Source organism: Clostridium tertium, from assembly GCF_902652255.1.
Lineage (GTDB): Bacteria > Bacillota > Clostridia > Clostridiales > Clostridiaceae > Clostridium > Clostridium tertium_A.
This window is the reverse complement of the sequence record NZ_CACRTO010000041.1, coordinates 1-13,779: the sequence shown is the minus strand read 5'-3', so window position 1 is coordinate 13,779 and position 13,779 is coordinate 1. Positions and strand designations below refer to the sequence as shown.

General features: G+C 27.7%; 13 protein-coding genes. 2 read left to right on the top strand and 11 right to left on the bottom strand.

What is annotated here, in order from left to right; translation table 11 throughout:
* Positions 1-3: 3 nt before the first annotated feature.
* The 11 genes from GPX08_RS12890 to menA form a co-directional block, all read right to left on the bottom strand.
* Positions 4-183 carry a hypothetical protein gene (locus GPX08_RS12890; RefSeq protein ID WP_156627208.1) on the bottom strand — a complete coding sequence of 60 codons (180 nt, stop codon included), beginning with the start codon at positions 181-183 and terminating at the stop codon, positions 4-6.
* Between the two features lie 495 nt (positions 184-678).
* A complete protein-coding gene (locus GPX08_RS12885; protein ID WP_156627207.1) occupies positions 679-882 on the bottom strand; it encodes a transcription initiation factor TFIIIB in 204 nt (67 codons plus the stop codon).
* Between the two features lie 164 nt (positions 883-1,046).
* Entirely contained in the window at positions 1,047-1,421 is a 375-nt protein-coding gene (locus GPX08_RS12880) for a hypothetical protein (protein ID WP_156627206.1), read from the bottom strand.
* A 206-nt stretch (positions 1,422-1,627) separates the two neighbouring features.
* Positions 1,628-2,659: a DUF2804 family protein gene (locus GPX08_RS12875; RefSeq protein WP_156627205.1), complete on the bottom strand. Its 1,032-nt coding sequence runs from the start codon at positions 2,657-2,659 to the stop codon at positions 1,628-1,630.
* A gap of 96 nt (positions 2,660-2,755) precedes the next feature.
* A complete protein-coding gene (locus GPX08_RS12870) occupies positions 2,756-4,453 on the bottom strand; it encodes a hypothetical protein (protein WP_156627204.1) in 1,698 nt (565 codons plus the stop codon).
* Positions 4,454-5,167: 714 nt separating this feature from the next.
* Positions 5,168-6,994, bottom strand: coding sequence for a glutamine--fructose-6-phosphate transaminase (isomerizing) (gene glmS / locus GPX08_RS12865; RefSeq protein ID WP_156627263.1), 1,827 nt, complete (start codon positions 6,992-6,994; stop codon positions 5,168-5,170).
* A gap of 1,197 nt (positions 6,995-8,191) precedes the next feature.
* A complete protein-coding gene (locus GPX08_RS12860) occupies positions 8,192-8,941 on the bottom strand; it encodes a hypothetical protein (RefSeq protein WP_156627203.1) in 750 nt (249 codons plus the stop codon).
* A 100-nt stretch (positions 8,942-9,041) separates the two neighbouring features.
* Positions 9,042-9,314: a GIY-YIG nuclease family protein gene (locus GPX08_RS12855; RefSeq protein ID WP_156627202.1), complete on the bottom strand. Its 273-nt coding sequence runs from the start codon at positions 9,312-9,314 to the stop codon at positions 9,042-9,044.
* 100 nt (positions 9,315-9,414) lie between these two features.
* Complete coding sequence (locus tag GPX08_RS12850; RefSeq protein WP_156627201.1) at positions 9,415-9,876, bottom strand: hypothetical protein; 462 nt, start codon at positions 9,874-9,876, stop codon at positions 9,415-9,417.
* A gap of 155 nt (positions 9,877-10,031) precedes the next feature.
* On the bottom strand, positions 10,032-10,712 hold the full coding sequence (locus tag GPX08_RS12845; protein WP_156627200.1) for a hypothetical protein: 681 nt from the start codon (positions 10,710-10,712) through the stop codon (positions 10,032-10,034).
* Positions 10,713-10,943: 231 nt separating this feature from the next.
* Positions 10,944-11,891: a 1,4-dihydroxy-2-naphthoate polyprenyltransferase gene (menA, locus tag GPX08_RS12840; protein WP_156627199.1), complete on the bottom strand. Its 948-nt coding sequence runs from the start codon at positions 11,889-11,891 to the stop codon at positions 10,944-10,946.
* A gap of 122 nt (positions 11,892-12,013) precedes the next feature.
* Here menA and GPX08_RS12835 point away from each other — a divergent pair, with 122 nt between their 5' ends.
* Both GPX08_RS12835 and GPX08_RS12830 read left to right on the top strand, forming a co-directional pair.
* Positions 12,014-12,931 carry a WYL domain-containing protein gene (locus GPX08_RS12835; RefSeq protein WP_156627198.1) on the top strand — a complete coding sequence of 306 codons (918 nt, stop codon included), beginning with the start codon at positions 12,014-12,016 and terminating at the stop codon, positions 12,929-12,931.
* A gap of 149 nt (positions 12,932-13,080) precedes the next feature.
* Entirely contained in the window at positions 13,081-13,602 is a 522-nt protein-coding gene (locus GPX08_RS12830) for a ClbS/DfsB family four-helix bundle protein (protein ID WP_156627197.1), read from the top strand.
* Positions 13,603-13,779 lie beyond the last annotated feature (177 nt).

The window sequence follows — 13,779 nt, the reverse complement described above, 5'->3', positions numbered from 1 at the left end:
ACTCTACTGTATTTTCTCTTTATACTCTTCTTTTTTAGGCAATTCTTTATATAATGCCAATTGAATTATGTCTATCCATATCCCTACTATTACTCCAGACCATATATCTCTGTAACTAGTAATATACTTACCCATATTAACTTTAATTACAATATATATAGCAGAAATCTCAACTAAAAACATAAATCTTCCTTTAAATATAGTTCCAATAAATCTTGGAGTCTTTTTAAAAAAGTTTAGATAAAAGTAACTAAACTATAGATCCACTTATAGCAACCGATAACATATGTACTACATAAAAATTAAATGTACTCATAGATATTCCCCTTGACTTTTATCTTTAGTAAGCCTTTATTTATAAAAACTTACTCCCATTAACTTTACTCTAATAAATCTACATTATTGCTCTATAATAAATTGTATCAACAATTCCTATCTATTTCTGTAGAATTTTGTAAATCAATTTATTTTTTTCTTCCCATAAAATGACTTTTATTTTGCCTTTTGTTTATATACTTCACTTTTATAAAAGCAAATTTTAAATTTGTTATATTCTATTAAAATTTAAGGAATATTTAGCTATTTTTATATTTGTTTATTCTTTTTGTTTAATAAAAATGAGGTATTGTTTCTACTTTAGAAACAATGCCTCTTCTATTTTTAATATTTATTATTAACTTAACACCTAATTTGCTTAGCTGGCTTAAATTTTTCAGGTTTTTCTACCCTCATTGATAATATATATCCACAATTTGTACAAATTTCTGCAATTATATCTGATCCAGTTGAAAATTTATCTACAGCCATCATACTTCCATGACCACTCTGCTTTCCCATAGCAATTTCTTCACATCCACAAAGTGGACATTTTCTATTATTCATATATGCCCCTACTCCCTTCAATTAACTCTTGTTATTATCTATTATACAATACTCTCCTTGAAAATAATGTATTATTTTATTTAATTTTACATTTCAATCTATATAATGTATTAGAGTAAAAATTAAAGCTACGCATCCTAAAATAAGATGTGTAGCTTTTATCTCTAAGATTGAACTACATAGTTAACATTATCTAATCCATTTTCCATAAATACATCTTCAAGTGTTAGTGAATCTCCCCTTAAATCTACTACATTAGCTAGTTCATATTCCCATTTATAATTGACATTATTAAATATATTTACTGACTTACTATTTGTATTTATTTCAGATGGCTCACTTATAGTACCTACAGCCAAAACTTTAGTTTCATTAGTATTTTCTCCATCTACTAATACAAACTTTTCAAATTGATTATAGTTATTAGGCAAATTAGCTAATGCATAAATCCCCTTATCTATAACCTCATTTATAGTATCCTTAGTCGCTTTTAAAACTATTATCTTGTCTTGACTCATTAAATTACTTGTTAAACACATAAGATTGCCTCCTTATTTTTATACATATCATCATCTTTAAACATATTTTTGTTCTATCAGATGTATTAATTTTTTAAATCCTATATAAATTCGAAATTACGTCTTTTTTTAAAACTCCTATCCAATATTTATAATTAGAGTATGCATTCTTATATTATTTTATTATTGTAAAAGCTTCCATTCCTCTTCTCCAGATAAGTTATGTTTTACCACTTGTTTGAAACCCTTTCTGCAAAAGCAAGAAAATCCTTCAATACTATCTTTTTACCATTATCTAATATCATGGTGCCGTTAAATTTACCAAAAACTTGATTTTGATCACTACAAATTAATTTTACATCAGTGCAAGAAGCTCTATTTAAAATAGGTTCAAATTCCATTTCAAATCTTTTATCACTACTTGTAAAAGTCCAAGGTTTAATATATAAATAATTTCCTTTTTCATCAGTTGGGATATTGAACGTAACATCTTCTAGCTTATGCAAAATACCATCATAGAAAATAACATTTTCACTTGCTGAACTTGTATCTCCAAATCCATATCCAATATTAAATCCTACCTCATGATTATCTACTATTCCACAACCTGCGCCCCAGTACCATACATTTTTATAAGTCCAAACACCTCTGCCCCAATCTAAAATACCTCTTGTATTATTTTTATTAAATTCGTATTTAAAATCACCTAATTGAAAATATCCACTAACTTTGAATCCTACTATTTTTTGATTATAATAAAAGTGTTTTTCTTTTTTAAATGGAGTTGCAATAACCATTGAATCTTGAGGTTCTTCACCTAATTCAAGATAACAATAAAATGTTTTCTTATCATGAAAATTATCCATTCTACATTCTAAAATTCTTTTATTATTTTTATGTTTATATGATAAATCAATTTTTTCTGAAGTATAAACTACATCACCCTCTTTAGAACTTGAAGGCATATTTATTTTGCCAAGGGAAAATCCTTGAATTGGCGATACTGTTTTTTCCCTTGCATTCTTAAAGTCTAAGATAGAAACACTCTCTAAACTCATATAAGAATTATCTGCAAGAGTTAAAGCAATGCCATATTCCTCATTATATATTAAATAGTAATCCCATTCTTTAATACGTAGAAAGCTAGCTTTAATATCTTTTCTATCATAATCTAATATTAAATGCCTTGCATATCCTTTTTGTTTTAAATTTCCTTGTTCATTTAATAATTTTGTATTACTTATAATCTCTCTTTGCATAATAATTCCCCCTTTTTTATTTTAAATTTCTAAAATAAATCATAAAAAATAATTGAATCTTATCTATACTATTGATTTCTAGTTTTGCTAAATTTTTTAATCAATATATTTCATCAGATTTTCTTTTATAAAACCTATGCTATTTTTTATAGTTTCTTTTTCAAAAGGCGAATTTAAATTTGCCGCCTTTAATAATTCATAATAGGATAAACTTCCCCCAGCAGAACAAAGCTTTTTATAGTCTTCCCATGTGGGTTTCTTATCTTTGTCCATACGTTTTGCAAATTCCATAGCTGACATTGCTGATATTGCATAGCTAATTAAATAGAAGGGGAACATGTAAACTCCCATACTCTTATATAATAGGATTTCCCCTATATTTTCTCCTTCAATTTCAGAATAATCTATTCCAGGGTTCATCTTTTTAGTTTCTTCTAAATACTTATTAGCTCTTTCTTCAATTGTTGCTTCTGGATTCATATATAACCAGCTTTCAAACTCATGAATTGCACAGTAGGATATAACTTCTTTAAGTGATCCTTCTAAAAATTGAAATCTAAACTTCTTTGCATCCTCTCCAAAGAATAGTTCAGAATAATCTTGAGCAAAGTGCTCCATAGTTTTAGATGGTATTTCGGCTACATCATTTGGCATGGCAGAATAAAAACAAAGCGGTTGATTTTTTAAACTTAAGTACATTTGATATGCATGTCCGACTTCATGGGTTAATACATTTACATCAGTGTATGAGCCATCGCAATTTCCAAAGACATAAGGAAATTTAAGTTTAAATAACTCTGTACAAAATCCCATTCCTGAAATTTTATTAGGTGATTCTGAAACATCAAGATAGTTTTTATCAACCATAGTATTATATATTTCACTTATATCTCTATCTAAACTTAAGTACATTTCCTTAGCTTTTTCACTTAAAACTTCACCATTCCCTATTGGTTTTGCATTTCCATCAAGAAAATTCAAACCTTGATCATAGTATTTTAATTTATCTAAGCCTAATCTTTTAGCTTGAGCATCACTTAATATTTCTAAAAAGCCTGAAAGTTCTTCATTAACATTAGCACAAAAATCTAGAAGTTCTTTTTGCCCATAATCACGTCTTCCCTTTTCAACATTCATATAATCTGCAAAAGACTTAAAACCATTTACCTTAGCTATTTCATTTCTTACTTTAACTAATTCATCTAAAATACCTTTAAAGTCCTCTCTTAAATTAATGTAAACTTTATTAAGATTAATTGTTGCTTTCTTCCTAACATCTCTATCTTTGCTTGTAGTATATTTTCTTATTTCTCCTTCACTTAATAACTCCCCATTAAACTCAACCTTTATAGTTGCTTTTAATTTTTGATATTTATATATTAATTCTTGTTCTTTTTCAAGAAGATCCATTCCCTTTGATTTAAGATTTATGCTATCTTGTAGTTTAATTAAAAATTCTTCCCCAAATTCATTATTTATTTCTTTAGTAAAAGATGAATTTAAAAGCTCACTATAAAATTCATTGTAATTAATAGTAGATTCATTTTGCATACCTTCCTGCATTTCATCATTATAATACTTATCAGAACTATCAAGATAAGCTCTAATCATAGAAATAGCTAGATTTGTGTGTAAATCACTATAAACTACTTCAAATTTTTTTATGATATCTTTTAATTCTTCAAAATTCTTAGCCTTTTTAACCCCATCCGTTAGACTTGTAATTGTCTTATTAATTTCATCAAAGTTAGGTCTTACATATTGTAAGTCCTTAAAATTTTTCAAAGTTTCCATTCTCTATTTTCCCCCTTATTATTTATTACCATAAACATAATCTATTAATATAATTATACAGCATTATTTTTACCAAAATATACTTTAATTGTAAAATAGATATTTTAATATTTTCTTTTTAATTTATATTTAATTCTTATTGCCTAAGAGTATAACTTTTATATCATATCTTCAATATTAGGAGTTGTCTTATTTCTTTATATTACGCTCAAGAATAAAAAGCCTAGATATTCTAAAATTAATTAAAATACCTAGGCTCATCACTAATAAAAAATGCACACTCGTCCACCAATTGTAAGAGTGTGCAGCCTTATATTAAACTTTTATCCGATCGCTACCATTGCTAACACTTCCACCTTCTATAAGTGGGAGCTAAGCACTGCTACGCGCCTGGATTAGTTCTTCTAACCTTCAGATGGAGTAGGGTATTCCTATTAAGAAAACTCCACCTGAAGATAAGAATCACTTTATTATACTAACTTTTCTAAATCAGCAATTATAACATTTACTAAATCCAACTTTCCCTTTGCATAGTCCTTTTCATTTAGCCAGTCTAAGCCAATTTCTAAAGCCTTTTTAGTTTCTTTATATTCTTCTAATAATTTTTTAATAGTTTCTTCTCTCATTTATATCTCTCCTCATATAATTACTCAATTGCAACTAATTTTCCAAGGTTATTTCTCTTAAATTAAGAAAGCTTGTCACGATATAAAACTATTCAACTGTAACTGATTTTGCAAGATTACGTGGCTTGTCTACATCACAACCTTTTTGCTTTGCCATATAATAAGATATTAATTGTAGTGGAACTACTGATAATACTGGTGTTAGTAATGAATTAGTTCTTGGAATGTAAATAACATCATCACATACTTCCTTAGCCTCTTCATCCCCTTCATTTGCTATTGCTAAAACTCTTGCGCCCCTAGTAACTACTTCTCTAATATTACTTATCATCTTATCTTTTAATTTATCTTCAGTTAGTAATGCTATTACAGGAGTTCCCTTTTCTATTAATGCAATTGGGCCATGTTTAAGTTCTCCTCCTGCATAAGCTTCTGAATGAATATATGATATTTCCTTAAGCTTTAACGAACCTTCTAATGCAACTGCATAATCTAATCCTCTTCCTAAGAAGAATAAATCTTTATCCATATAGTTTTTTGAAGCATATTTTTGAAGTTCATCTTTTTTATCTAAAACCTCTTTTACCTTATCAGATAATATTAATAATTCTTCTTTAAGATTTTCTGCTAATTCCTTACTTAATGTTCCTTTAAGTTCTCCAAAATATATTCCTAAGATATACATTGCTATAAGTTGTGTTTCATATGCCTTAGTTGAAGCAACTGCAATTTCTGGTCCTGCCCAAGTATAAAGAACATGATGAGCTTCTCTTGAAACTGAACTTCCTACAACATTAGTTATAGCAATAACCTTAGCTCCCGTTTTCTTTGCATCTCTTAATACTGCTAATGTGTCTGCTGTTTCCCCTGATTGACTTACTACTATTAGTAATGACTTTTCTGTTATTAATGGATCTCTATATCTAAACTCTGAAGCTATATCTACTTCAACTGGTATCTTAGCTAATTTTTCTATAATTGTCTTTCCTACTAATCCAGCATGATAGGCTGTCCCACAAGCTACTATAAATACTCTGTCGAAGTTTTCTAATTCTTCCTTTGTAAGATTAATATCATCTAATTGAACTTTTGTATCCTTTAAAACTCTAGAAGTTAAAGTATCTTTTATAGCCTTTGGTTGCTCATGTATTTCCTTTAACATAAAGTCTTCATATCCACCTTTTTCAGCTGCATCAACATCCCAAGTTACATGATAAATTTCTTTATCTATTTCTTCTCCATCTTCTGTTTTTATTTCTACTCCATCATTTGTTATAATTACAAATTCTTTATCCTCTAATAAATAAACTTCTCTAGTATGATTTAAAACTGCTGGAATATCTGAAGCTATAAAATATTCATCTTTTCCTACTCCAACTATTAATGGGCTATCTTTTCTAACTGCAACTATCTTATCTGGCTCTTCTTTACAAATAACACCAATTGCATAACTACCTTCCATCTTTGAAGTTGCCTTAGTTACAGCCTCAAATAAATCACCTTTGTAATAGTAATCTACTAAGTTAGGAATTACTTCAGTATCTGTATCTGAGCAAAATGTATATCCCTTAGTCTTTAACCATTCTTTAAGCTTTATATAATTTTCTATTATCCCATTATGAACAACACTTATTGTCACATCTCCATTACTATGAGGATGTGAATTAATATCTGATGGTTCTCCATGAGTTGCCCATCTAGTGTGACCAATTCCTATATGTCCCTTCAAAGGATTTTCACTTAAATTTTCTTCTAAGTTTTTAAGTCTTCCTTTATATTTTTTTACTTTTATTTCTCCATCTTCTAATATTGCTACTCCTGCTGAATCATATCCTCTATACTCTAACTTAGATAATCCTTCAACTAATATAGGAGATGCTTCTTTTCTTCCTACGAATCCAACTATTCCACACATTATATTTTTTCTTCCTTCCATTGTCTATTATTTTCATTCAAAATTAAGGACATATTACAACAGCTCAAAATTAAAAATGTAGAATGTAAACTATACTTACTAAGATAATGCGAATAAACATATTAATTTCAGAAACCCCTTAAAGGCTTTCTTCTTTAATTTCACATTTTTCATTATTAATTTTTCATTCTGTGATAGTACCTTGAAGGTTTTAACACCAGGCTAATATTGTCCTATAAGTCACCTTATAGTTTTGTTAGCCGTTAACGGTAGTGTGCAATACCGTGGGGCACCCGCCGAAGTATCGATAAACTCCCCATCCTCGTCAACTTAAGTGAGACTCCAAATTTTATATTTGGCTAGTCGAACTTACTCAGCTATGCTGAGTTTCCCCTCTGATTCCAAATCTTTGATTTGGTCAATCGAACTTACTCAGCTATGCTGAGTTTCCCCTCTGACTCCAAATTTTATATTTAGCTAGTCGAACTTACTCAGTTTTGCTGCATTTCCTCTATTACTCCCAATTCTACATTTGGTCAGTCGAACTTGCTCAGCCTTTCTAAATTTCCTATAGAGCTTTAAATTTTATATTTAAATAGACGAACTTAATTAAATTGAAATTTGAATTATCATCGGTTTTCCTTCTCATTTCATTTTAATTTGTGTACTCTGCATAACTTCAACTTAATAAAACAAGTTCTAGAGTTTCAGTTAAGTTCGCCTATATAAACCATAATTTATTGCCTAAAAGAAATTCCTAATCAATTCAATAATAGATTTTAATCCTCAAAGACAACTCTACTCGCATTTGCTCGCTGAGTAAGTTCCACCAACCAAATCGTAGATTTGGGGTGTCACTTAAGTTCTGGCGCTTTATTTTTGCCTATCCTCCTTTTCTTCTTTTTATCATTTAATTTATAGTACATTTTATGCAACTAAAATTAAAATCTACACTCATTTTAGCATACTTTTTCTTAAATTCAACCATTTACAGTTAAATTTAATTAATTTCACCTAAATTTATAAAATAATTCTACATATCTTTAATTTTCTCTTGTTTACTCTTATTAATAACTATACATGTAGATGTCTAGACAACTGTAAATGAATAATCTTTCATTTTAATGAAATTTAAAAGGAGTTATAAAAATTTATCTCTATAATAAATTTCTATAACTCCTTAATTTTAAATTTAAATTATTCTTCATTATCTATTTTACTTAACTCATTATTTTCTTTATCTTCTTGTGATATTGAAGGTTTATTCTCATTACTATCTTTAACTTTATCCATAATATAAAAATGCTTTTCCCCAATATACTTTTCTAAATTAATACTTTTTTCTTCTAACTGCTTCAACAGTTCTTCTTTTTTGGTAGATATAGCTCCACTTGCTATAGCAGCTCCACTAGAAGTACGATTTTTATCTAATTCAATTTCTGATTTTAATACTCTTGCTTCACCATCAACCTTACTTTTTATAGATGCTAAAGTTTTGGTTTTCTTAAGATCAGTAGATAAATTAGATACAGCCTTTAATCTTTCGTTTTCTACTTCCTTTTCTGTCTTCTCTTTATTATCATTCTTTTCTTTAATTTTTTCAGTTTGCTTTTCAACATCTTCCTTCATAACATTTGCCATTTGCTCATCTATACTTTTTAATTGGTTCTCATATAGTTCAAGCTGTGACTTAATTGAATCTAAACTATCTCCTTTTTCAAGAGTAGACCCAATCAAACTATTTTTTTGATCAGTAATCTCCATTTTTTGCTTCATAAGATTTTCTAATAAGCTCATAGCCTTACCTTTAGGAGATATTGATACAACATCTCTATTTTCATTTTTAACACTATCTTCTAGGTTTTGAGCTTTTCTAGAAAAGATTTGCTTTATAGGATTATTATTTAGAAAATTATTTTGTTGTCCAATATTTAAGTTGATTTTCAATTCAATACCTCCTTAGTTTTTCTTTATTATATAGATAAAATCCATGTATTAGATTTATCGATAATAAGAGTCAAAAATTAAGGCTTATGTATTAAATTATCTATAAAACACTTATTATTTCATCATTATTCTTTTTTTGTATTATTAGTTGTAACTTTTCTTCTCTTGATAACTGCTTTATAGCATATTCTCTTTTCATTGCATCTTTTTTATCTTGAAATTCTTCAAAATATACAATTTCTACTGGGAGCCTAGGCTTAGTATATTTTGCTCCTTTTCCACTATTGTGAGCCTTAAGCCTTTTTTCTAAAGAGGTTGTCCATCCTGTATATAAAGTATTATCTGAGCATTTTAATATATAAACATAATTCATTTTATCACCTAGTTTTACTTTTCTTATAATCTAATAAATAAATTATAACTTAAAAATAGGTTATCTTAAACACTGATACTTAAGATAACCCATCTTCTATTTATTTCTTAAAAGACTCTTCTATTTTATTTTTCATTTCTTCAACTTTATCTTTAGCTATCTCTGTATTCTCTCTAATAGATTTATCATATTCGTTGAATAAATTTCTCATATACTCCATTGTACTTGCCAAAGAAGCATCTTCTATTGTATTACCCATACTATTCATCTTATTTTCAAATTCTGTCCTATATGCTTCCCACTCTGTAGGATCTATTTTATCCACACCATTTTCTACTTTTTTATTAAAATCTGTGTATAAATCTTCTACATCCTTTCTAGCCTTTTCCATATCCGTACCTATTGCTGTTCCAGGAGTATTAGAATTACTAGTACCAGGATTAGTACCATCTGTCATTCCTGTACCACTATTATTAGCTGGTGGAGTCTCTTTATTAGTTTTTCCACAAGCTGCTAGTCCTAAGCTGCAAGTGATTAACATACCTATTAATAGTTTTTTCATTTTCATTCCTCCTTTCCTTAATTTTATTTTCTCTTTAATTTTATAAATTATACTATTTGAGTAATATCCTATTTTCTTTATGAACTTTTAAATTTAAAATAAACATAATCTCAAATAAAAAGGGGCTGTTTGTGCGACAGCTCCTTTTCACCTATTTATTCAACTATTCCACCATTACTTATCGTATAATCTACACAAACTTCCTTCTCATTATTTTCATTGTAACTAAATGAAAGCATTAATGTTCCTTTTTCTAGTTTGCTATTTATATTTTCATCTTTATCTGTATTGAAAAATATATGTGATTCTCTATCTTCATCCGTTTCATTAACCACTTTTTCAATTTCATCTAAATCTAATTTAGGATCTATTTCCTTTATTTTTTCTAAATGAGCTTTTAATACTGGATAATTATCTAATTCAAATTCTGGAGTTCTTAATACCGCGGAACAAACATAAGTAAAATCAGTTTGAACTAATTTTCCTTCCTCATTTTCTGTAAGTAAATAATATACACTTCCATCTTCGATTGATTTTTCTGATGACATAACCTCTATATATGTATCAAAATATATTCCATAATCATCTTCGTCCTCGTTATTACCTCTCTCTTCTATAAGATATCCACCTATAGAATTCTTTTCAACAATTTCTGCATATTCTTTTAATGTTCCATTTACTTTTTCAAAGAATTCTTCCTTATCAACTGGTTTAACCTCTTCAATTTCAGTTTGTTCATCATAGTTTTCTTCATTAGCTATATCCCTACTACATTGAACAAATGTTATAGTTGTTGCTATTACTAATAATATTGCTAATAACCTTCTTTTTTTCATTATATCCCCCTCTTTTTATAACTATATTTTTAGTAAAATTATCCTAAAATATTATAGCACTTTAACATTTATCTTTAAAGTATCTCTCTATAAGCGAAAAGTGCACCTATATAATTTTACTTATACAATAGTAGTACTATAAGTAATAGTAAAATTAATAGATGCACTTCCAAACTAAATAAAATAATTTGCAACGAACTATCTCATTAATAATTAATTATCAATTTTTTGTTACAACAATACTCCACCTAAAATAGTTAATACATAAACTAAATTTGTAATAACAAAGTTCTTTACAGCTAGTATAAATGTATCTTTCTTAGTTTGAAGCTTATTAAATTTATGTATATTTCCTTGAACTAGTTTTAAAACTAATAATGTAACTAAAGAAATAATAGGTAAAACTCTAGTAAATACACCTATTACTATTGAAATAAATCCAATATAATATAACCACTTAAAGACCTTTAAAGCATTTTCTTTTCCAATATATATAGGAAGTGTATATCTTTTATTGACTATATCATCCTCTATATCACAAATATTATTGGCAAGCATTATATTTGCTATTCCCATTATTAGAGATAAGCTTATTAAGAATATATTTATTAACTCTATAATATTAAAGCTAATATTTATGTTACTTAAGTTATTAAAACTTATATTTAATATTCCAGCATCGAATACGTGAATATAAATAGTTAAGAATGTTATTATAAATCCCATAGCTAGTCCTGAGAATATTTCACCAAAAGGTGTTCTTGAAATTGGAATAGGTCCAAAAGAATATGTAATTCCTATAACAAAGGATATTGCTCCAATTAATAAAACTATTATATTTGTATTTTTAACTAATAATAGTCCTAAAGCAGCTGCAATAATTAACATAGTAAAAATAGTTACCCTAACTACCTTTGGATTTAAATTATGACTTACTATTGCATTATGTGTTTCATATCCATAGCCTTCTTTTTTTATAGCTTTAGCATAATCCATATAGTTGTTTATCGCTGTAGTAGTCATATCAAATATTATCATTGAAGAAAACATTATAATTGCATTCTTCGCATTAAAAGTATCAAATCTATATATTGAATAAAATGTTCCTAATAAGAAAGGAATAACACTTGCTACCTTTGTTCTAATTTCTACTAAGTTTAAAAAGCTTTTAATATCCATTTACTTTCCTCCTTATTTATTACTTTAATATTTTACCATAAACAGAAAGAAAATATAAACTATTTTAAACTTGCCATCTATTGTCATGTTCCTTATATTATAATAATCTTGAGGTGATAATAATGCAGAAAAGCAGATTGTTTAAAATATTATATATTCTTTTAGAAAAAGGACATGTTACTGCTTCAGAACTAGCTGAAGAATTTGAAGTCTCTATAAGAACGATATATAGAGATATAGATTCATTAAGTAGTGCTGGCATTCCTATATATTGTACACAAGGGAAAGGTGGCGGGATTTCTTTAATAAATCAATATGTACTTAATAAAGATATTTTGTCCGAAAATGATCAACTAACAATTATTAGTGCTTTACAAAGTATGTTTGCTGTTTTGCCTCAGATGGAAAATGGTTTACTTCTAAAACTTAATGCATTATTTAAGCAAAATAACCCAGATTGGATACAAATAGATTTTTCACGCTGGGGAAACGAGAATGTGGACAACGATAAATTTAATATAATTAAATCAGCAATTTTGAATAGAAATATTATAACATTTAAATATGTAAGTTCTTATAGTAAGGTAAGTAAAAGAAAAGTTAAGCCATTAAGATTATGCTACAAGAGTCATGCATGGTATTTACAGACTTATTGTCTAGAAAAAGATGACTTTAGAACTTTTAAAATAAATCGTATTACACAAGTTGAGACTTTATCTGAAACATTCCTCCCTATTCTACCTCCACCTATAGAAGTAACTGAAAATGCTAATAGTTACCCATATATTAAATTACGTTTTAGAAAAGAGATAGCCTATAGAGTCTACGATGAATTTAATTATTCTAAGATTATAGAGGAGGATAATGGCGATATAATAGTTGAAGCTAATTTACCAGTAGATAATTGGCTATATGGCTATTTACTATCCTTCTGTGGTTACGTTGATATTATAGAACCTATACAATTAAAAAATGACTTTATAAGAATTCTAAAAGAAATATCTAATCATTATATAAATAATAATAAAATCCAAGAGTAAGAATATAACTCCTGTAATATGCACCTATGTAACTTCTTTAAATAAACTTTATAAACATGACATATGGTGTCATGTTATATATTCTATAATAAATATATAAATCAAATTTAAGAGAGTTTAGAAGATGGAAGAAAAGGGAGGAATATATTATGTCAAGACCTACAAGTAAAGAAGACTTACTAGAAGCTGCTAAGGAAGAACTTTCAAAAATATTTACACTTATTGATTCAATGTCAGAGGAAGAGCAAACTACAACTTTTTTATTTGAGGATAGGGATAGAAATTTACGTGATATTCTTATTCATTTATATGAATGGCATCAGCTACTACTTAACTGGGTAAATTCGAATCTAAATGGTGAAAGGAAGCCGTTTATCCCAGAGCCATATAACTGGAAAACCTACGGTCAAATGAATATTGTGTTTTGGGAAAAGCATCAAGGTACGTCTCTTAATACATCAATAGAAATGCTTAAAGAAAGCCATTCTAATGTAATTCAGCTAATTGAAAAGTTTTCTAATGATGAATTGTTTTCTAAAAAAGTTTATCCCTGGACAGGAACTACTACTTTAGGCAGTTATTGTGTATCTGCGACGTCAAGCCACTATAATTGGGCAATAAAAAAGATCAAAAAGCATATTAAAACATATAGATCAAGCCTTAAAGCTTAGACTTAAAGAATTACAATAAAAAGAGACACTTCATATATGAAGTGTCTCTTTCAGTTTGTTGATAAACCCCCTGTTAAAAAACAGAGGGTTTTCTATATTGTATGTGCGTAATATTGCATATTTAAAATATTAGTATAAATAATCATAATATAATCTAAAAATAGCAAAGATAGTCTT